General features: G+C 56.5%; 15 protein-coding genes and 1 pseudogene. 3 read left to right on the top strand and 13 right to left on the bottom strand.

Annotation, left to right across the window (positions count from 1 at the left end; genetic code table 11):
* Positions 1–125: 125 nt before the first annotated feature.
* Complete coding sequence (gene asnB / locus Q0859_RS18390) at positions 126–1,994, top strand: asparagine synthase (glutamine-hydrolyzing) (protein WP_299153951.1); 1,869 nt, start codon at positions 126–128, stop codon at positions 1,992–1,994.
* A 203-nt stretch (positions 1,995–2,197) separates the two neighbouring features.
* Positions 2,198–2,812 carry an FkbM family methyltransferase gene (locus Q0859_RS18385; RefSeq protein ID WP_299153949.1) on the top strand — a complete coding sequence of 205 codons (615 nt, stop codon included), beginning with the start codon at positions 2,198–2,200 and terminating at the stop codon, positions 2,810–2,812.
* A gap of 25 nt (positions 2,813–2,837) precedes the next feature.
* On the opposite strand, the gene Q0859_RS21550 is transcribed toward Q0859_RS18385, so the two are convergent.
* The 3 genes from Q0859_RS21550 to Q0859_RS18375 are packed head-to-tail and all read right to left on the bottom strand — an operon-like array spanning position 2,838 to position 6,091.
* Positions 2,838–3,209, bottom strand: coding sequence for a DCC1-like thiol-disulfide oxidoreductase family protein (locus tag Q0859_RS21550; protein ID WP_366523228.1), 372 nt, complete (start codon positions 3,207–3,209; stop codon positions 2,838–2,840).
* A gap of 22 nt (positions 3,210–3,231) precedes the next feature.
* Positions 3,232–4,941 (bottom strand): hypothetical protein, encoded by a 1,710-nt coding sequence (locus Q0859_RS18380; protein WP_299153948.1) that lies wholly within the window; start codon positions 4,939–4,941, stop codon positions 3,232–3,234.
* Positions 4,916–6,091, bottom strand: coding sequence for a glycosyltransferase family 2 protein (locus Q0859_RS18375; RefSeq protein ID WP_299153946.1), 1,176 nt, complete (start codon positions 6,089–6,091; stop codon positions 4,916–4,918). Before Q0859_RS18375 ends, Q0859_RS18380 begins: the two co-directional genes overlap by 26 nt.
* A 132-nt stretch (positions 6,092–6,223) precedes the next feature.
* Between Q0859_RS18375 and Q0859_RS18370 the strand changes: the two are divergent.
* Positions 6,224–7,218: pseudogene (locus Q0859_RS18370) on the top strand (IS3 family transposase); the annotation flags it as partial.
* Between the two features lie 656 nt (positions 7,219–7,874).
* Here Q0859_RS18370 and Q0859_RS18365 read toward each other — a convergent pair.
* The 10 genes from Q0859_RS18365 to tssI form a co-directional block, all read right to left on the bottom strand.
* Positions 7,875–8,714 (bottom strand): M15 family metallopeptidase, encoded by an 840-nt coding sequence (locus tag Q0859_RS18365; protein WP_299153944.1) that lies wholly within the window; start codon positions 8,712–8,714, stop codon positions 7,875–7,877.
* 137 nt (positions 8,715–8,851) lie between these two features.
* Entirely contained in the window at positions 8,852–9,565 is a 714-nt protein-coding gene (locus Q0859_RS18360) for a protein phosphatase 2C domain-containing protein (protein WP_299153942.1), read from the bottom strand.
* Positions 9,562–10,242 (bottom strand): type VI secretion system-associated protein TagF, encoded by a 681-nt coding sequence (gene tagF, locus Q0859_RS18355; protein WP_299153940.1) that lies wholly within the window; start codon positions 10,240–10,242, stop codon positions 9,562–9,564. Before tagF ends, Q0859_RS18360 begins: the two co-directional genes overlap by 4 nt.
* Positions 10,242–13,820 (bottom strand): type VI secretion system membrane subunit TssM, encoded by a 3,579-nt coding sequence (gene tssM / locus Q0859_RS18350; RefSeq protein WP_299153938.1) that lies wholly within the window; start codon positions 13,818–13,820, stop codon positions 10,242–10,244. Before tssM ends, tagF begins: the two co-directional genes overlap by 1 nt.
* Positions 13,817–15,220, bottom strand: a complete 1,404-nt coding sequence (gene icmH / locus Q0859_RS18345) for a type IVB secretion system protein IcmH/DotU (protein WP_299153936.1) — start codon at positions 15,218–15,220, stop codon at positions 13,817–13,819. The genes tssM and icmH overlap by 4 nt, the downstream gene beginning before the upstream one ends.
* Positions 15,221–15,256: 36 nt before the next feature.
* Positions 15,257–16,597: a type VI secretion system baseplate subunit TssK gene (tssK, locus tag Q0859_RS18340; protein ID WP_299153934.1), complete on the bottom strand. Its 1,341-nt coding sequence runs from the start codon at positions 16,595–16,597 to the stop codon at positions 15,257–15,259.
* A 28-nt stretch (positions 16,598–16,625) separates the two neighbouring features.
* A complete protein-coding gene (gene tagH / locus Q0859_RS18335; RefSeq protein ID WP_299153932.1) occupies positions 16,626–18,083 on the bottom strand; it encodes a type VI secretion system-associated FHA domain protein TagH in 1,458 nt (485 codons plus the stop codon).
* 6 nt (positions 18,084–18,089) lie between these two features.
* Positions 18,090–18,320 carry a PAAR domain-containing protein gene (locus Q0859_RS18330; RefSeq protein WP_299154053.1) on the bottom strand — a complete coding sequence of 77 codons (231 nt, stop codon included), beginning with the start codon at positions 18,318–18,320 and terminating at the stop codon, positions 18,090–18,092.
* Positions 18,321–18,394: 74 nt separating this feature from the next.
* On the bottom strand, positions 18,395–19,000 hold the full coding sequence (locus Q0859_RS18325) for a hypothetical protein (RefSeq protein WP_299153930.1): 606 nt from the start codon (positions 18,998–19,000) through the stop codon (positions 18,395–18,397).
* 8 nt (positions 19,001–19,008) lie between these two features.
* On the bottom strand, positions 19,009–21,141 hold the full coding sequence (tssI, locus tag Q0859_RS18320; protein WP_299153929.1) for a type VI secretion system tip protein TssI/VgrG: 2,133 nt from the start codon (positions 21,139–21,141) through the stop codon (positions 19,009–19,011).
* Between the last annotated feature and the right edge of the window lie 16 nt (positions 21,142–21,157).

Raw genomic sequence — 21,157 nt, 5'->3', positions numbered from 1 at the left:
CTTAGGGGTCTTACACGGCCTTCTTTAAGGGGTTAAACTTATTACTCTTGCTTTCAATGATTTCTGGTCGAAGGCAATCTTGAATTGATATCAAGAGTGATAGCGACAGGTAGGACGGCTGAATAATGTGCGGACTGGTATTCTGTAGCGGTGAGCTGCACAACGCGCGACCTGCACCAGATGATCTTTTTAAATCGGCATGCGACTTGATGACCTCGCGTGGGCCAGATGCGTCGGGTATCGCCACCTTCGTTGATGGCGTAGCTGGCCCTATTCGTATGGGACACAGACGTTTGGCTATCGTCGACATTTCTGATGCGGGAAACCAGCCGATGTGGTCTGATTGTGGCCGCTTCGTGATCGTATACAACGGTGAAGTCTATAATTCGGAATCTTTAAGGTCCGATCTGATCGCAAGCGGGCACCGCTTCTCTTCACGATCCGATACAGAAGTCATTGTGAATGGCTATGCAGAGTGGGGAGAGGCGGTTGTAGACAGGTTGAACGGCATGTTCGCTTTCGTAATCTGGGACACAAGGGACCACTGTCTGTTCGCGGCTAGAGATCGGGTGGGTATCAAACCCCTTTATATTGCGGAAAGCGGTCAGCAAATTGCGTTGGCTTCCGACCTGCGTGTCCTTGAACGCCTCGGATTTACCAACGACATTAACATTGATGCGCTCGGTGCTTATTTGACGCTCGGTTATGTCCCGACACCGTTGTCTATTTTTTCCGGAGCACGAAAGCTTGAAGCCGGACAAACGCTCCGCTGGAAACCTGGAGTGGGCAGCGAACATCGTTTTTACTGGCACCCCCCCGATGCTGTGGCAAGTTCTCAGGACGCCGATATTGATGGACTTGAAGATCTCGTCAACTTAGTTACCCGAGAACACCTTCTTTCGGATGTTCCGGTAGGCGTATTTCTGTCTGGAGGGCTCGATTCTTCACTGATCGCGTCGTCTCTCGCGACGATTGGTACAGACGTCAAGGCCCTGACTATTGGCTATTCTGATGCGCCTGATGAGGATGAAGCACCGATAGCAGAACGCACGGCTCAGTATCTCGGCATGGCTATCGAACGCCACAATCTCAATAAAGATACCGCAACAGATTTTATAAACTCTACTTTTACCGCGCTCGACGAGCCATTAGGATACAGTGCAATTGTCAGCCAGATGGCAATCTCGCACGCTGCACGTAAGGCTGGGTTGAAGGTTGTTTTGTCGGGCGATGGCGGCGACGAGGTTTTCGGTGGATATCGTTGGTATGAATCCGATATGCGCAGCGGCCTTGGAAAAGGCAATAACTTCCTTGGCCGCCTGTCAACGCGCTTCACTGGAATATTAGGCTCTTCGAAATTGCGTCGTGTGGCAAATTCGAGCCGTGAAACCGACTTTATGCAGCGTTCAGAATTCCATCGCCATCTACACGCAGTATTTCCGACACTCCGTCCGGACGAAGTTGCGGATATCGTCCCGCAGCTCTCAGCTGAACGAGCCGAAGAATTGGCAATCGAGTCTTTACGACGGCACGATGCACCTGAATTGCCGCTGAAACGCCGGCTGCAGCGGATCGACTTAATGACGTTTTGTGAAGGTTCCGTTCTGCCGAAAGTCGATCGAACATCGATGGCCGTTGGTCTCGAGGTCAGGCCGCCACTACTGGACCATCGCGTGATCGAGTGGGGATTGTCACAGCCGATTTCCGATCGGATGGACGCCGCACCCAAGAATGCGGTTCGACACATTCTGCGCGGTAGGGGTCTTGATTTTCTTCTGAATGAGAAGAAACGCGGTTTCAGTTTGAAAGGCATCTCGCAGCTTTCCGGCAAAAATATGCTGAGTGACCTGTGGAATACAGGTGAAGACCGGAACCTGTTCAAGCCTGCAAGTGGATTACGGTTGGAACCGAGTTCGCACAGCTATAAAATGAAAATCCAGACGCTGTACTTTTTAGACCGCTGGATGCGGTGCAGAGCGAAGGAAAAATATTGACCTCGAGAAACGATGACCGTGCACGAGAGCCCCGTGTGCAACGACGCCTGCGGCGTTTAAAAAACAGTATACGCAAACGAATAGTGCGAAAACCGGGCGGAAAGCAGATTTCCGGGCTGGAGGAAACGTGGAACAAGCTCATGACGCGAGTAACGGGGCATATTAAATTTCATGGGAACCTCTTCGACTTGAAACACCCGAGGATGATCGAAGGCATTCAGCAGGCGCTCGAGAAAGGAACCTATGAGTGGCGTGAAATCGCCATGATTGACAGGCACGTTCGATCAGACGACAGGGTCGTTGAACTGGGTTCTTGTCTAGGGGCGACGTCGCTGTTTTTATATGATCGCGTAGGAGCTGATGGGTTGATCGTTTTTGAGGCGGACCCTCGAAATCTGGAGATGGCGCAGCATAATTTTGAGCTCAACGGTAAGTGCGTTCGCGTCGAAAATGCGATCTTGTGGTCCGGTCCCGAAAGACCGGAAACCGTTTCATTCGGTTCAAACGAGAACCCCTCGTCTTCTTCGTTGTTGGATCGTTCAGGTAATGAAAAAATCTTTGACGTTCCTACACGAGACTTTGAAACGGTGCTGCGGGACCATAAAGCAACAGTCATCGTGCTGGACATCGAGGGTGGAGAGATTGACCTCTTCAACAATTCTGGTGATCTCTCGGGTGTGCGCGTCATTGTCATGGAGGCGCACGAACGCATTGTAGGTGAAGACGCGAACCAATCGATGATCGAGCGGCTTGAGGCGCGAGGTTTCAAGGTCGCAGAAAACTTGTCAAATAAATACATCGTACTAACACGCCCATGACGGAATGTAGTATTTTCGCGCCAACCTAACCTATTGGGCGACTGCCCATAATACGTAATGTGGCGTTTCGTCCCGCGCGTAAAACTGGGTAGCTAATCGTGGCAATGTACCGGTTCGAAAAAAGGGTGCTTGAAAGCCGATTGAGCGTTCCGGACTTACTGGACAGTATCGACAGTAGATGAATGCAATCGGCGCCAAAATAATTTTGCCCCCGATATCGCGCTACCATCCCCTCATTGAGATCGAAGCCCAATTCCTTGATTTTGGATACAACCGGGTCGTTGGATCTCGCATCTACGAGTCTAACCCGCCCAACAGTGTCGCGCAGGCGCGTCATCATCACGTAACGAGAACAGAACGGACACTCACCGTCATAGATAATCTCAATGCCTTCCATTTTACTACTTTCTGCTGCCGCTTCATAAACCATCAGGGAGTGGCACGATAAACTCGGTCGACTTGTGCTCCTCGTACAATGGACCGTCGTCACTCAACGACGTGCAGCCTGACCGTGTCCGGTAAATATAGTGTTCGATATCGTGGGCGGCAATAGCAGCGAAATCTCTGTACAAAAGCGGGTTAGACCAAACGTGATGTGGGAAGAGATCGTAGTTATAGCGTCCTGCTAGTGTTTCGCGTTGCAATGCGTAAAGATGTGTGAGTCGTATCGTCTTGGAGATTTGCTCAGATGTGCGGCGAAAATGTTGCCGGGTTTCAATGTCGAACGAACAACCGTCAATGGCGTGCTCAAAATCATCAACAGTCTGTGTTGACCCCCAAGTAACTGTGGGAAAGTGACCCTTTTCATAGCGCCCTAACCGATGCTGTGCGGCTGTTATCGAAATCGTACCAAAGTAGTTCGATGGTACTCGTATAACCTCACCAGAATTGGTAACGGCAAATGCTTCGGATATAACGAGGGCGCGTGTATCGTACCAACCGAGCCGTACTATCCCGAAAATTGCAGGGGCAAAAAGAACTACCGCTATACATACAGCCACCACAGACCGTTTCTCAACCCATTTCGGTAATCGGTGTACGGCTGCAACGAGTGCCAGATTGAGGATTATCCACTTCCAAAAGAAAATTCCACTGACCAAAAATATAATGATATGAGTTAGGTCATAGAATAGGGTCAGTCCAATCATTGTAACACGCCTAGCGATAAACACGACCGCAGCAAGCTGTGCCAAAAGAATGATGATATTCAAAAGAACGTGTGATTGATCGGCAAGTTCGATTACGAGTTTAGCTGTTTCTTGCCACGGGCCGAATGGGAAGCTTCCACTGAGCCAAGCATTAATGGATAGTACGTGTGTGGGGTTTTGAAAGACCCAAAATAATGGACCACCGTCTAGCATAATTTTCTGGAAACCAGAGAAGAAATAATTTGAGAAATGCGCAGCGATGCCGATCATGAATACGATTACTGTTGCTACTTGCTGATTGCATCTAAATAACATCTGGGTCGGTTTTGCGGACCTAATACGGCCGCCGCGTGCTAATACGATACATGCGATCCCTAGCAGTAAACCCATCTCTACGACCGCAAGATAATCGGTATGACTTATCCGAATTTCAAATAGATTGGCTCCAATGGCTTTCTTGGCGAGAACTGCCGTCGCAGGAACAATAACGAAAGCTGGATACAAGAAAGTAAGTACTGCCGCAGTGATGGCGGCCAGAGGAATAAAACGGGCTATCGCAAGCACTGTGTCGGCCTCTGCGGAGACACCCGAAGGATAAGTTATTGTGGCTGCATATGCATAAAATCCGAGCATTACCGCTACGACACGACAAACTATGCGAAGGGCTGGAGATACAGAAGCACTGGGAAGACCGGGAAACACGATACAAACGGCGAGAACGCTAAATGGAACCCAAACAGCGACCAAGCTGTCTCCTAAAAGCATCTGAGCCAAGTATTTGTATGCGAAAAAACCTACAAGACAACAAAATGCAGCGGCAAATTCTACAAGCGTTGGTTTGTCGGACGCCAAATCCTGCTCTAGTGTTGGTTTATGGATCATCATCCGGCAACCCATCGACAAATGCTGCACGTTACGCACATGCTCCGGGTTTCGATTGTCAGGCTGGTGTCGCTCATTTGGAGTATCTTTCAAGTGCACTACGCGTTGCCTTTGAAACGCGCATCAAGCCTGCTGAAACAAGATCTTCCGTTGACGAAAACCGCCGTGATCCCGAAAAAACTAAGCTCTGGTCCTCGACCTTGTCCAAGTCGCCTAGGTAAAGCTTGTAGTGCGCAGCCCCTGCGGCGTGTTGTTCCCGGTCTACCGCTTCCTTGGAGCGCGCGCCGAAATCATCGAAGTACTTGAAGTGCAACAACGCACCCCAATCATCTGACATTGCATACGCTTTGCTCACCCTGTGTGGCCCACCAGGAAACTGGGTACCTTTTTGCCACCACAGGAGCGGGACCTTTGACATGTTTGGTGGCGAAAGCTTTTGCTTGCCTTCACCAATGAATTTCCGCGCCCATGCATCAAGTTTCCGGCGCTTCTTCCCCGGCCGTAGATTGCGACGTTTAAGATTGAAAACTGTTTTCTCGACAACTTCTTCAACAAGCCTGGGTATGCGATCCTCTCCGTCCGAAAATAACCGTTCCCGTGCACCACCGAATATGCGGTAGTGTGGTGTGGGCCACAGTTTCTGCGCTTTAGGTTCAAGCGGGATCAGCCGGTAGTTCCCTCTGTCGAAAAAGGGAGCAACACTTAGAAAAGGCGCTCCAGCTTGATATTGAACTTTCGAAAGCGGTTCTTTCGGATACATATCCACCATTGTTGTGAACAATGCGTTCTTATTTCGCGTCTCGAGCAATGCACAATATGACTTTAAATCGATGTCTGGCCATCCAGGGTAAATGAGCAACTCATCCACATCGATGAACACAACCCATTTTCCGTCGCAAAACAGGTCAGCAAGAACCTCGCGCCATGCAGCTTTATGCTCAGAGTAAGGATTGCTCGTATGAAGCCGGGTAACCCGAGCATCACCATCAAGAATTTGCGCCGTTTCGTCGGTAGAGTCGTTATCAATGACGATGAAATGTCCGACTCCCAGTGCCGCATGATGCTCTATGAAATGTGGTAAGCGAATTGCCTCATTATAACTGAGCACAATGGCTGTAATACCTACATCTGGTATTTCGGGAAGTATGTCGCAACCAAATATGCGCTTGAAACGATCGGTAGTTTCTTCACTTGCCATGTGTCGTGTCGCTGCCTTCACTGGATCTGCAGAACGCTTTTCGATTGCCATGCACGGTTAACAAACTAGTCATAGTCGGTCCATCTCGAACTTCAGCATCGATGAAGTTTAAGTGCTCTTGACCCAGCCCCCTGAAGTCAGGCCATTGAGGTGTTAGCAATCCGTCCGAGAAAAGGATGGACCATGAAACGCAGATTTTCAGACGAGCAGATTATTGGAATGATCAAGGAGTACGAGGCGGGCGTGAAAGCCCAGGAGCTTTGTCGCCGCTACGGCATTAGCTATGCGACCTTCTACAAATGCAAAGCAAAGTTTGGCGGCATGAACGTATCGGATGCCAAGAAGCTGCGGGCGCTGGAAGACGAGAACAACAAGCTGAAGCGTATGCTGGCGGATGCGATGCTGGACAATGCCGCATCGAAGGATCTGGCGACAAAAAACTACTGACGCCTGATGTGAAGCGACGAGCCGTGCGCGCTGTGATGGATTGGCGCGGCTTGTCCGAGCGTCCGTTGCCCGGCAGGCGATTTGCATGGCAAATCTGCCGAGAGGGGGCGTGTGAATTGGCCGGGCTGCATAGGTCAGTCTTTCAGTATCAGAAGCGGGATCAGGGCGATGATGCCTTGTGCAAGCGGCTGCGCGAGCTGGCAAATGAACGTCGTTGGTTCGGCTATCGTCGCTTCGGCATCTTGCTGGGCAGGGAAGGTTTCGAGGTGAACCACAAGAAGCTGTTCAGGCTCTATCGCGAGGAAGGGTTTGCGGTGCGCCGTAGGCGGTCACGTAAGCGGGCTTTGGGCATGCGGCGCCCCATTCTGATGCCGGATCGCGCCAATCAGCGGTCGTTGGATTTTGTCTCCGACGCCTTCGAAGATGGACAGCGGTTCCGCATCTTGTGCATCGTGGATGACTGCACCCGTGAGGCGCTGGCAACTGCCGTGGATCGCTCTTTGTCTGGCGCGAGGATGACGCGTGAACTGGATGACCTGATCCGTCGGCGTGGCCAGCCCGAAATGATCGTCTCTGACAACTGAACGGAAATGACGTCTCATGCAGTGCTGAGATGGTGCCAAGATACTGGAGTGGGCTGGCATTACATCGCGCCCGTGGAACGCTTCAATGGCCGTCTGCGAGATGGGTGTTTGAATGAGCATATCTTCGGCAATCTCGCCGAAGCCCGAAAGATCATCGAAAACTAGAGGATCGATTGTAACACACAGTGACGACACACATCACTTGGCGGGCTGGCTCCAGCCGTTTACGCCAATCTCAACCGTGGCCACCCGGCCTGCTTCGATTGAGCTACGCAAGGGCTCCGCTCAGCGGCCTTGACCGCAACCTAATCACGAGAAAGAAACAGGAACGGATTCTACATCTAAACGGCCCGGATCAAACGGGTGAGACAGGATAAACAGTCGAGAGTGTCGTGACCCATCGGGCGGCACAAAGCGTAGCGCGCTACTTTGAGTTGAAACTTATCTTCAAAAACGATGTTTAACCATGCGGGCAAACATCGTACGAGAACCGTCCATACGCAACTTTCGCTTCAAGAACGTCGCAAGATTGAGATCTTGCGGCTCACCAAGGTGCCCGTACGCGAGATAGCTTTTCCGCAAGCGCGACATCCGGATATGTACAGATCAGGATATGACAACAATCTGCAACCGCCCCGATAACACGCCGCGTAAATGCTTAGTATGGAGTATACCCACCGAGGTGTTCCATGAAAAGATAATGGATGAGATCACACGATCCTCCCATCCTCAACGCCAATAGGGGACGCAAGTCAGCTATAGTTCACACTGCGATCATCAATGGGCCGTTTGATCCATAGACCCTACAGCTTGCCTTCCTCGATCCACTGTTCGACCAAACCGCGGCTCACTTCGAAATGCATGCTGTCCTCGCGCGAGAAGCCGGCCCCCCAGTACCAGCCCTCGTTGCGGAAAAAGTCAGCAAGGATCGTGAGGCCAAGCTGCGTCTTGCCATCGCCGAGCCGGTCGAGTTTGCCATCAATGTTCAGGTCAAGGGACAAGCCAAAGGCGTGGGTTGAGGTGCGCCCCGGTGCCCCACGGATGTGGCGCACGCACAAGGCACCTGCCGTGTTGATCCGGGCATAAAGATCGGGGTCGGTCGCCTTGATCTTGTCAAATACCCTGCCCAGGGACTCGATAGCGGGGGTCAGCATGCGCACACGCACAGGGCCAACCTGTTCTGTCTTGAGCTTGTCGGCGAGCCGGGTATTGGTCATGCCCTGACACTCTGATGTCAGCACGTCGCGCGGTTTGCCAAACACGCTTTCGAGGTACGATGGCGACGCGATCTTGAGACCTTTGTTCAGATCACGCCGTCCCGCAATCAGGACGACCTGCGCGTAGGAATCGATGATGTCGTTGGTGCCGTCACCTTGGAATACAGGCTCGGTGCCTGCACCGGGTGTTGTGTTGGTCGGGCCACGGCTGGAAAACTCGACACGCCCGATTTCCTTTTCGAGGTTCTGGACCGCCTCGGTCAGGGCCTCGATTTGTGAACGCAGTACTTCAATCTCGATCCGGGCACCGCTGTCGATGGCAGAGGCTGCAAATTCGGTGTCGCCATCGGACTCGTATCGAATTTCCTGTTCGGGCCGAAACTGCAAATAGATCAGCACGCCCAACCCGACAAAGATCAGGGCCATAACGCCGAGAATTGCGGGAATTATACGATTGTCCATAATATGTTGGCCTGAAAAACGGGGTTTGGGAAACAGTGAATGACCGATTTGACCAAGTCAACAAATCGCATCACAGCAAGGCGCTGGCGTGATCATGTGCCTCAGATCACGTCGATCACAATGATCGAGATATTGTCTGCCCCGCCCCCGTCGAGCGCGATCTGCTGGAGGCGTTCAGTCACGGTTTCGATGGGTTCTTCGGACAGGACCCTCTCCAGAATACCGAATGTCGCGTATTTGGTCAGCCCATCCGAACACAACAGAAAACGGTCGCCGGGCAGGATTTCACCGCGGATCTTTTCCAACTCCAACTCGTCACCGACCCCCACGGCACGGGTGACGGCATTGGATTGTGGATGGTGTTCGGCCTCGTCCCACGTCATCTCACCCGCCATAACAAAGGCGGCGACGACGGAATGATCGGTGGTCAACATGTCCAGCACCCCGCCCTGAAGGCGATAAAGGCGGCTGTCCCCGGCCCAGAACGTCGCAAAGTGGTCTTCGGCGATGGCAAAGGTCACGACGGTCGTGCCCATTGTCAGACCGCCGCGCGCCTCGGATTCTTTCAGGATCAACTCGTGTGACCGCGCCAGCGTGTCGCGCAATGCGTGCAGCAACCCGACGGGTGGCAATGTCGGGTCGATCATCGCGACGCTGTCGACAACGGCCTGCGACGAGAAATCGCCACCCTCATGGCCCCCCATCCCATCGGCCACGACCCAGATCCGTTGATCGGGCAGCGCGAGAATGCTGTCTTCGTTTACCTTGCGTTTCAGCCCCACATGGGTGGAGGCGGAATATCGTATTTGGGTCATATATGCGCGGCCATACCTTGGGTGCCCCATGCGTGGGGAGACAGATCGAACAGGGCGCGCATGTTGCGCCCTTCGGGCAGCCCGCGCGTCAGCATCAGGCGGTGGTCGTGATCCATGGCAGTTGACCAGATGGCGGTCGTACCCCCGGTCTGTTGCGACAGCAATTGGCCTGCCCACATATGCTCAAGGGGCATCGGGCCGGCATAGGGCAGTGCGGGCGCATGCGTTGGCAATGGGGGCATCGGGCCAAGCGGTTCCAGCGCCCCTGCCAGCACCTCGCGGGTGTTGCCATCATCCAGCATCGACAAAGCGATCTGTTCGAGATGTTCAAAAAGCGCGGCGTTTGCAAAATGGCTGAGCGCTGTGTCCGCTGCATCAATCGGGGTTGCCAGCGTCAGCGGATATTGCCGCCCGACCCGGTCGACCGAGGCCATCAACAGTCCCATCATACCGGTGTCGCCAGCTATCCCCTTGGGCAGCGTGAACCGCCAGATCGGCGCGGACATATAGGCGTTATCCCATGCCTCGGAGAGTGCTGCGCGCACCTCGATCATGCCCTGCTGCATCCAGGCGTCCCATGGCTGCACAAATCCGGCGCTGACGTTCAGCCGCAGGAAATCCCCAAGTGCGGGGATCTTTCCGAATGCGCCAAACCGCCCATTTGTTACAGCGGACATCAGAACGACTTGGGGCAGCTGAATTTGCTGAGCGCGGGCAAAGCAAAGGGGTTGAGCACCGAGCCGGACTGCAACTGGAAGATTGCGATGCGCCCCCCCACGTTGAAGATCACGCGGTTGCGGTCTGATACGTTGGTGCGGCGCACTTCGGCCGCACTCAGCAGGCGGAACCAGGCCCACGGCCCATCGCGCGTGATCGCGTTGGAGGTGTTGTTGACCACGGGTTGCAACACGATGCGCGCCGATCCGACCGTGCCGGGCCACGTGATCGCGGCAGGTTTGGGCGCGACGGAGTGGGCGAATTTCACCTCGGTGCCGTCAATGTCCAACACGACTTCCTGCGCCTTCGGGTCCAGCGCTTCGGGTGTGATCTGGAACGACACGGCAGGGTTCGCGCCACCGGCAAAGAACGCGTCGCGAATTTCGGCAGCGTATTGCAGTTGTTGCAGAACCGCCGGGCTGATCCCCAGATCGGTGTCATTGACCCGTTTCCAGGCCCATGGTCTTGCCCGCGTGTCGACGTATTCGCGCAAATTGTCGTTAAAGAACCCGTCGATCATCCCGTTGGGACCGAACAGCCGGGCAAAGTCACCCATGGCGACATCCGCCTTGGCTCCGCGCTCAAACGGATAGCGGTTGTCGAGCGCTTGGGTGCAGAACGGCAGCACCTGTGCCTGCCACTTGGCGTTGATCGAGGCGCGGGTCCCATCCGCTGTGATCCCCGAGGACCCCGTGGAAATCTGGGTGGACCAGCGCTGGATCGGTCCAGGCAGACGGTTGGCGAGCTCCTGAAAACGGACAATCGCAGTGGCGTCCCCTGCCCCTGCCCCGACACCGCCCGCAAAGCTGAGCTTGTTAAGCTCTTGGTAGACTTCCGTCAGCCGCCCGGTCAGTTCGGCCAGTTGTGACGGCTGGCCGTCGATTTCTGCGACCAGCTCATGGAGCCATGCAAAGCGTTCGACAACAAATTCGCCGGGCTCTTTGGGCGGCGGGCCTTGATCGGTGGGCAGGTTGGACGTCAGGGCATTCAGGAACAACTGGCTGCGGCTGGACAGGGTGGATTGCAGTTCGAGCGCGCCGATCTCCTGCGCCCCGTCAGCAAGGCCAGAGGCATCGATTTCGCGGGTTTCCGTCAGTTTGGTTTCGTCGGACACGGCGGTGAGGATATTCACCAAAGGCGAGGTCGGCCCCGACAGCACATTGGTGACTTCGACCGCGTGGCTCAGGCTTTCCATCGGGATGATGTCGATATCGCCGAGGATCTGATCATAGCGCGAGATATAGTCGGTGTAGTAAAGATCAAGAACATCGCGGCTCATCGCGACAAGCACGGTCTCGGATTGTTCGGCCTCACCGCGCGCGCCCAGTACCCAGCTTTCACGCTGGATCCGTTGGGCCACGCCAAGCGCCTCTTCGAGGAACACGTTGTTGAACCCGTCATAGGTAAAGATGCCCTCTACCCCTTCGTTGAGCGGCTTGCCGGAGGACCGCACGATCACGCGGCTGATGGCTGGGCCGCCAATATCCGTGAGGCGCCACTGCGGCAGTTCCTTGGCGCGGGGGGAGTTGATGATCCCGTTATAGATGCGTTGGGCCAGCGGCATTTCTGATAGCAGTCCCTGGATCTGCTCGACCAGCGGGCCGTTCAACCCGATCTTGTCCAGCGGTGCGTCGAGTAGTGCGTTCAGGTGCTGCGTCAGATTATTGCGCAACTCGTCGCGCCCGCTGCCCTGGAATGCGACGGACCAATCCAGCGCCATCCACTCCTTGATCAAATCCTGATTCATCGGGCCCTGTTGGCCAAGCATGAGATAGATCTTGAGGCTTTCATACAAGAAGTCAGGGTTGTTCATGTTGGCCTGCATCTGGTCCTCAAGACGCAGAAGAAGGCGCGGCAGCAGGTGTTCGTTCAGCGCGGCGCGGTAGGATTGGCCAGCCTGATTGCCAAGCACCTTGCCTTGATAAAGACCCCATGTGACGGACCCATCCGGGCTTGGGTCCCCTGCCGCCGGGTTGGCGGGCATGCCACGCAGGATGTTGAGCGCAGGGACGACGCCGGGCAGATCGCTGTCTTCAATGGGGCTGCCGGGAATTTGCGCCGCGGCCGTGCGGTAGAGTTCGACGCTTTCGGCGGCTTCTTCCAGCAATTCGGCGTTGCCCACATAGCTGCGCGCCCACAGGCCCGTCATGCCAATACCGCCCAGAAGGGCGGCGGTTATGGCGATGCGCTTGGTCCAGCGATAGCGGCGTTCGACCTTGTCATCGGCGCTGACAAGACCGGCCTCGGGGAACATGACACCCTCAAACAGCCGGGTCAGAAAGAACGAGCGCCCGGTGCCCCGCCCCGTCCCGATGGCCTGACGGCCAATGCCGAATGTGCGGGCCATACCCATCATCAAACGGTCAATGGGCGTGCCTTCCTGCGTGCCGGATGTGAAATAGACTCCGCGCAGCAGATGGCGTTTTTCGAACCGATTGTCCTGAAACACCTCATCCAGAAACGTACGTGCCGTGGCGCGCACAGACGCCACTTGCGAAGGAAAGCTCGCGATGAGCGAGCGGCGCTGGTGATCGGTTTCCTGCTGCATCCGCTCCAGAGATTGGGCGTTGACCTGCCCCAAAAGCAGGCTGAATTCCTCGTCAAAGGCCGCCACGGGGGACAGTTCGGCCTTGGTTTTTTTCTGCAAAGGCAGGGTAAAGCCCCAGACCTGTTCGCGGTCTTCTTTGCCAAGATGGTCAAAGAACTCGGTGAACCCGGCAATCAGATCGGATTTGGTGAACAGCACATAGACCGGAAAGCGGACGCCCAGCTTCTCGCGCAACTCGTGCAGACGACGGCGGATCGCGGCGGCGTGGCTTTTTTGGGTGGCCTCGTCCTGCAAGGACAGATCCGACAGGGACACGGCCAGAATGGCACCATTGATCGGCTGGCGGGTGCGGTGCTTCTTGAGTAGTCTGAGAAAGCCCTGCCAGCCTGCGTTGTCCTCGGATTCTTCGCTGTCCTGGGTGGTGTAGCGGCCCGCAGTGTCAATCAGGACCGCGTCATTGGTGAACCACCAGTCGCAGTTGCGTGTGCCCCCGACCCCGCCGATGCTGGCCTTGCCCACGCTTTCGGCGAGCGGAAAGTTGAGGCCGGAGTTGATGATGGCCGTGGTCTTGCCCGCACCGGGTGGGCCGATCATCACGTACCATGGCAACTCATAAAGCGAACGTTTGCCAAGCTTGGATTTGCGCAACGTGCCAAGCGCTTCTTTCAGCTTGCCCTTGAGTTCGAGCAGTTCGGCCTTGACCAACTCGTCGTCTTCGTCCCCCGCATCCTCGTCGATGGACTCGACAATATCGTCCTCCATCTGCTTTTCGCGTTTGGCGCGGCGCATGATGATGATCAGGATTGTGGTCAGGGCCAGCAGCACGATCACCCCGATGGAGATCAGGCGGGCCAGTACGCTGGCAAAGGGTGTAACGCTGCCGAAACCCAGAAATGGACCAAAGAACCAGATCAGCAAGGACAGGGCGATCGCCACCAGAATGGTGGTGGTGATACCGGATCGGATGCGGCGCAAAAGGGTGAAAATCATGTTGCGTCTTCCCTGACCAATACGATCTCGATGCGCCGGTTCTTGGCGCGTCCGTCGCGGGTGCCATTATCGGCGATGGGTTCCTTGTCGGCGCGTCCTTCGGCCTCAAGCCGATCAGAGCTTTCGACCTTACCGGCCAGTGTGTTCATCACAGCCTCGGCGCGGGCAAGCGACAGATGTTCGTTCGATGGAAAGCGGGACGAGCGGATCGGGACGTTGTCGGAGTGGCCGACCACGATGATCGGGCCAGCGGTTTCGTCCAGAGCCTGCGCGACCTTGCGCAGCGGCTCCTCGAACGCAGGCTGAAGGCGGTCAGAGCCCGAGCCGAACATGCCGGATCCTGCCAGCCGCACAGTGATGGTTTGCTGGTCCTGGAACACTTCGACGATACCGTCGGTGATTTCCTGTTCCAGAAAGCCCTGCACGCGTTTCAACTGAACATCCGGGGGTGGAGGGGGCGGCGGCGGTGGCGGGGCACGGCGCATCAATTCGGCCACTTGCCCACTGTCAAGCACGGATAACTGCCCGATCACCTGATTGGTCGAACGGTTCAGCACCCAGTTAAAGGTCAGGAACACCGCCGTCATAACGACCGCCACGCTGGCGGTGGTGATCCACAGTGGACGCCAGATCGACAGCACCTTGTGGGGTTGTTCGACACCCTTCCAATGGGGCGACATGTCCTTTTCCACCGGACCACGTTGGGCCCGGATGATGCGGGACAACCCGGCGCGGATCTGGAGATGCTTGTCCGAACCATTCTGTTCGACGCGCAAACGCCCCTCAAACCCAAGCGAAAGACACATATACAGGAACTCTAGCAGGTCGATATTGCTGCTCGGCTCTTTCTCAAGCCGTGCAAGCAGATCGAAAAAGCGATCCCCGCCCACGGTCTCCTTGTGGAAGGTACCGACCATGGATTGCTGCGCCCAGATCGATTGACCACCCCAGGGCGTGTTCAGCACCACATCGTCCAAAGTGGCGCAAATCGCATAGCGGGCGATCTTGACGTCCTGGGCATCGACACCGACCTGAAGCGCGCGGTTCTCGAACTCGCGCACTTCGGCCACCACCGAGCGGCGCAGCTTTTCGGGGTCCATGTGCTGGGCGCGGTTGCGGATGCGCGACACCAGGGAGAACAACGTGGCCGCCGCCGCGTTGATCTTGTTCATACCCGTCATCCCCTGTTCGACACTGGGCTCGCTGGATGTATCGCGGGTCGCGGAAGAGGCCGAAGGGATGCCCATGGCCTGCGGGTTCGGAGTAACCTGCGGTGTGGGCTCGGGTTGTTGCGCAAAGGGGGATGGGCTGGACGGCGCAGGGCGTCGCCCACCGGGGTTGGGGCGGATGATCGTGCGATCCGCATCATCCGGTTCGGCGAATGGATCCTTGTCAGACATGCGTTCTGTCCCCCAATTTTAGCCCCGAATTGGCTATCAGCCTTGCCGAATGGCCCAAAGTTCCATTTTCAATCCTGGAAATTCCCCGGACACATGCACGGCCACACCCCCGGATGTCGACATCTTACCCCAATGGGTGCTGTCACCGTCCAGTTCAAAGTACACCACACCTGCGTGATATGGGATCTGACGCGGTGCCACAGGCAAGGGGCGCAGCGGGATGCCCGGAAGGGCCGAATTCACCAGCTGACGAATTTCCTCGACCGGGCCGATCTTGGCCTGGTTCTGGAAATGGCGGCGGATGTTCTCGGCCGGGATGTCGGCCTGTACGGCCAGCACAAAACCAGCGGTCGACAACAGTTTGCGATCTGCAATGACGCCCACGCTGATCCCGTATTTGCGCGGATCAAGCGGGATGGATACCGCCGTTTGTTCCAGCACGGACGACAGATACTGGCGCAGCACCTTGATGACGGGGTTAAAGGTCTGGGTCAGCTTGTCATGGGCATAGGGCGGAAACTCGGGCGCGGATTTGTCGTTGGCCATAAAGGTCGACAACTCGCCTGCCAGCATCAGGCACACGCGGTACATATCCTGCGGGTGTACGTTTTCGATCTGGGCCAGATGCTGCACCAGCGGGTGCATCTTGTTTACACACATCAACAACAGAAAATCCGAAATCTCGGCAACGCCCTTGGTGCCCCCCCCTTCGGACAACCGTCCGGCCAAAGCCGTCTTGCGATGCCCAAGCAGCCCATCGAGCTCTCGCACGAAATCCTTGAGCGGCCCGGCGGCATTGCAATCCAGACAGGACGCGATGAAGGACTTGTCGAGCACGACTTCCTTGTCGGGCTTTACTTCCATGATCTTGGCGACGGGGATGCACAGCCGATCCGCGAGATCATCGACCTCAAGCGCGAATTGCAGGCGCAGTTTGCCCACGCCCATGGTCACGGCCTTTTTCCCGGTCGATGTGACGTCGGTCACTTCGATCTCGCCGGGGCGCAGACGTGCGGCGGACAGTTCGGCACCGGTCATGTCGACCTCAAGCGCGCCTTGGCGGCGCTGCGGGACGGTCAGGTAGACGGCGCAGTCCTTGATCCCCTCGGGCACATCCAGTGCGGGCGGGTGATCTTCGGAGGCGGGCACGCGGAACACGGTGCCATCATGGGTCAGACCCGAACAGGACTTGATTGCGAACTGACCGAACTTCAGGACCTCTTCGTCAATCTCAAGCGCGTTCACACCCCAGGCATAGGGCGCAATGCGGCGCGCCAGACCCGCGACAAGGCTTTCGGTATAGCGGTCGGCCTGCTGAAAATGGTGGGGCTGAAGGAACAGGCCTTCATTCCACAAAACCTTGCTGTCCCAGGACATTATGTGTCCTCCCGGCGGTCACGCGTCATCATTTTAACTTATCCAATTGGTCCTGATAGGCGCGGGCGAACTCCTTGGCGAACAGCTCTTGAAAATCGTTTTCGGCCTGGTCTGCAATTTCGGTGTACATGCTTTCGTAAATTTCCCAATAGCGGGCTTTGCGGCTCTTGAGCATACCGCTCAGGCTGCTGTCCTTGCTGATCTTGCCCTCAAGCACAGCCGGGTCGAGTTTCTTCAGGATACCTTTCAGCGCGGCTTCCATGCCCGTGATCATCGCAACTTCGTGGGCCTTGATGTCCTTGAGGGCCTCGGTCGTGGCGTCTGCGGCATCCAGATAGCCTTGGGCTTTGGGGCGGACCATCGCCTCGATCGCCTGTTCGGGGCTGATCGAGAATTTCAGAGGGTTGTTGCCGCCCACCTGGATCATGGTCTGCTCGATGCGGAATTCGGATTTGATCGAACTGCGCGTCATCAGAATTTCGCGCATCCCTTCAATCATCACCCGCAGCACCTTGCCCATGCGCACCATCGTGGCGGGCAACTCGGCGTCTGGCACATCGACACCTTCAGCCCCAAGGGACGCCAGAAATCCGCGCGCCGGGGCACTGCCACCGCTACCACCAACGGGTGCGGTTTGGGACGGGACGACATGGGCCGCGGGCACCGGACGGGGTTCGGCCACGGGCTGCAAGGGCTGTGTTTTCGGCTCGTCCGGGATGCGGGCGGAGGGTGGCGTTGGGGCCGCAAAGGGGTCACTCTGGCCCGCAGGAGCACCGCGCGCAGGCGGGTTGGGCGACAGAAAATCATCATCCCAATCATCCGGGATCGCCCCGCCACCCGATGAGGGGGCCGCCACGTTGAAATGATCCTGCGCTGCCGCGTTGTGCATGCCGACACTGGCCCCCTGCCCGTCAAAGGGATCGGATGCGGGGGGCAGAATATCGTCGTCCTCGCCAAGCGGAGGCAACAATCCATCATCGTCGGGCTCTTCGCGATTGACGCTGCCGGGGCCTTTGGGGGCCGCTTCGCGTCCGCCCAACAAATCGTCCAGAAAATCACCGCCGTCGCCGGGCGCATCCAGCAAATCCGATTTGCTTGGCGCGTTCGAGGCCAGCCCATGGGAAATGGGGGTATCCGCCACAGGGGCTGCAATCACGTCCTCGGTGGCGTCCGAGGCGATGGTCACCAGAATTTCGTAGGGGCCGACCGACAGGATATCGCCGTCATTAAGCGGGGTGGGCGTGCTGCCTAGCGCCAGCTTGCCGTAGTTCAGAAAGGTGCCATTGGTCGAAAAGTCGACAACGATGACGTTGCCGTTGTGATCCTCGATGGCGCAGTGCCGCTTGGACAACTCGCGGTTGGGATCGGGCAATACCAGATCATTTTCGTTGCCGCGCCCGATGGTCAGGCTGGCTCCGTGCATCGACACAGGGTCGCCGTTGCCCGGAATACTGCCTGTAGACTGGAACCTTAGTGTAATTGCCATATCGCCTCAGCCGCCCGTCAATACCGTCGGCGCGCCCGCAACGATCGCACCACCTAATGAGCACATGTCACCGATCCGGGCGGCAGGCAACTTCTGGATCAAGACTGTCGCGGATCCTTTGGCAATCGGGTGGGGTGGAAAGTTGGCGGCCGGAGGTGCGATAAGGCCAAGGCACATGTCCGTCACCCGGGCGGCGGGCATCTTGCACACCAGCACAGTCACGCAACAAGGCGGCATGATCGGCAAAGGCGATCCCAAGGTGCAGGGACCTGTATGCATGTCTGCAACACGTGCTTGGGGTGGGCCCGGCATCAAGCGGTTCCTTCTTGCGAGGTCGGTTCGGTCAACTCTACCTTGCCATTGCCACCGCGTGCAATGTCGAGTGCCCGATCAATGATCAGATTAAACCGGGTTTCAGGATCGGGGCCCAGTTTGAGGGTCTTGAGGTTGATCCCAAAGGCGCAGGCCGCCACCACGCCGATCGGTGCCGGGTGTTCTTTCATGTCGCCGGGGCCCAGATTTCCGGGGGCATAAAACGCCGCCGTTGCACAGGGCGCGGTCTTGTCACCGGAGGACTCGGTTTCCAGCACCGTTTGTAGGCGCAGGCGGATATCGTCAGTGGGCTCGAAAACCCACGCCTCGGCAGTGGTCAGGCACAGGCTTTGACCGTCGGGACCGATCAGGTCACGACCCGCCAGGCACGCCCACCACACACATTCGCGCGGCGGTAAGGACACGGACAGCACCCGGATCAGATCCACATGCGCGCCGACCTCTTCCAACTCGGCCAGCACAACGGGCACCGCAGCACTTGCCGGTGCCTTGAGCACTGTCCTGAGCTTGGCATTGGCACCCGCGAGCAGCCGCGCGGCGGGCTGGTCCGGGATCTTTTTGAGATTTTCAAATCGGTCTGACATAAGCCTGCTCAGTTGATCATGGTCACGCCACCGTCGAGGGTCAGCATACCATCCCCCGTTACGGTGGTCATGGGTGAGCCGACATCGACCGTGGCCTGCCCTTCGACAGTGACCATGATGCCCGAAATGGTGATCCCGCTGTTGTCGATGGTGATTGAATTGGCACCCACCGTCAGCGAAATTTCCATCCCTGCGGTCACCACGACTTTGCCTGCGGTGGTGTCCAGACTGTAGTTGCCCATCGACACGGTCACATCCTCATTGCCCATAGACACCTCGCGGGTCACGTTGCCTGCACTGATGGTCTGGGTATAGTTCCCCTCCTCGATGGTCGTCTCGGTATTGCCCTTGATTGTCTCGGTCGAGGTGCCTTCGATCTTTTCGGTGTGGTTCGTCTTGACGAAGATATCCTGATTGCCGGTCTCGACCTTAAAGATGTGGTCGCCGGTCTCGATCGTTTCGGTCTTGGTGTGATAGATCGTCTGGGTCAGGTCACCGGGGTCTTTCTTTTCTTGCCCGATCTTGATTTCGGCGTTGTTCTCGATGGTCTGGAAATAGTCCTTTTCGGAGTGCATGCGGATGAACTCGGCATCCTTTTTGTCCTCGAACACCAGCTCATTATAGTTGGCCGCCCCGCCGCCCTTGGTCGAGCGGGTCTTGATCCCGGTCTGGGTCATGTTGGCGGGCAGCGCATAAGGGGGCATGGTGTCGGTATTATAAAGCATGCCGGTGCAGATCGGGCGATCAGGGTCGCCTTCTTCAAACTGAATGGCGACTTCCTGTCCGATCCGCGGGACCGAAATCATGCCCCAGTCTTTGCCGGTCCACGGCATGACACAACGTACCCAACAGGTGGTGTTTTCGTCTTTCTTGCCCACGCGGTCCCAATAAAACTGGACTTTGATACGGCCATATTTGTCGGTGTAGATCTCGTCACCCGAGGGGCCGGTCACAACGGCCGTCTGCATGCCAAGCAACCGGGGCCACTCAGTCGTTTGTGGCGCGCGGAAGGGTTCGGCCTTGGGGATGACATCAAAGACGACGCGGTAGGTGTCCTTGTTGTCCTCATCCACCGGAATGGTGCTGTCAAAGAGCGGCTTCTTGGTTTCCTCAACCTCGTAATCCGTCTCGATCTGTAGGTGATGCACCGCATGGGTCACCAGATATTCTGCATTGTTGTTCTTGCGCGGGTGCCCTTTCATCTTGAGGGTCTGACCGACACCAAGGGTGCGGATGTTGCCCGCCCCGCGCGACAGCTTGTGCTTGACGGCCTCGGCTTCCATGCGGATTTTGGTGAAATCGTCGCCCATCCCCTCAATCCGGCTGTGACCGGGATAGCGATAGTGTTCGTATTTATTGTGTTTGTGCTTGCCCTTTGAAATCGCCTTTACGGTCTTCTTGTCCGCCTTCGGCTTTTCGAAATCATAGTCGTTCAGGGTGATCTTGCCGGTAGTGACACCCGTGGCTTCGCTCCAGTCAAAGATGTGGTCATTGCGGCGGCGGTACTGTGCCTCTTTGAAGTGGAACTCGAATTCGGGGCCGCCGGGGGTGGCCTTGTGCGCGCTGATGCTGTCGGCCAGCACCATTTTCAGCTTTTTGCCGTCCTGCACAAAGTAGTAATAGATGCCCTCTTCTTCCATCAACCGCGAGATGAAGTCGAAATCGGTCTCGTTATATTGCACGCAATAGACGCGCTGCTTGTAGCTGCCCGTGGTCTTCTTTTGCACGTCCGACCAGAAACCGTAATCCTCGTCTTCAAGCACCTCTTGGATAATCTCCAAAACGGTCTTTTCCTGAAAGATGCGGTTTTCCTGCGTGCGGGTCAGGAACCACAACCAGGGGCGGACCTCGGCAACAAAGTGGTTCAGACCCTGGGACAGGCCCACATATTCAACGGATGTGCAGGTGCCGGTGAAAAACCGATCTGCCTCGTCAGCGTCTTTCATGCCAAGCGATATATCCGAGCCCAGAATATCCTGAAGATCCAACTTGTCGTCGGATGACGTGAATTCCACGGTGGTTGTGGTCAAGGTGCTTAGCCCCTCGACCACACGCGCATTTTTCAGGTTCACGGTCTTGGCGGAGTACTCCCCCTCCATCCAGACCTTTCGGTTCTCCAGTATTAAGTCTTTTTCGGCCATCTCAGCACTCCTCGCC

It is taken from the genome of uncultured Tateyamaria sp. (assembly GCF_947497045.1).
In the GTDB taxonomy this organism is placed as follows: Bacteria; Pseudomonadota; Alphaproteobacteria; order Rhodobacterales; family Rhodobacteraceae; genus Tateyamaria.
The sequence above is the reverse complement of the archived record's forward strand: the minus strand, read 5'-3'. Positions and strand labels throughout refer to the sequence as shown.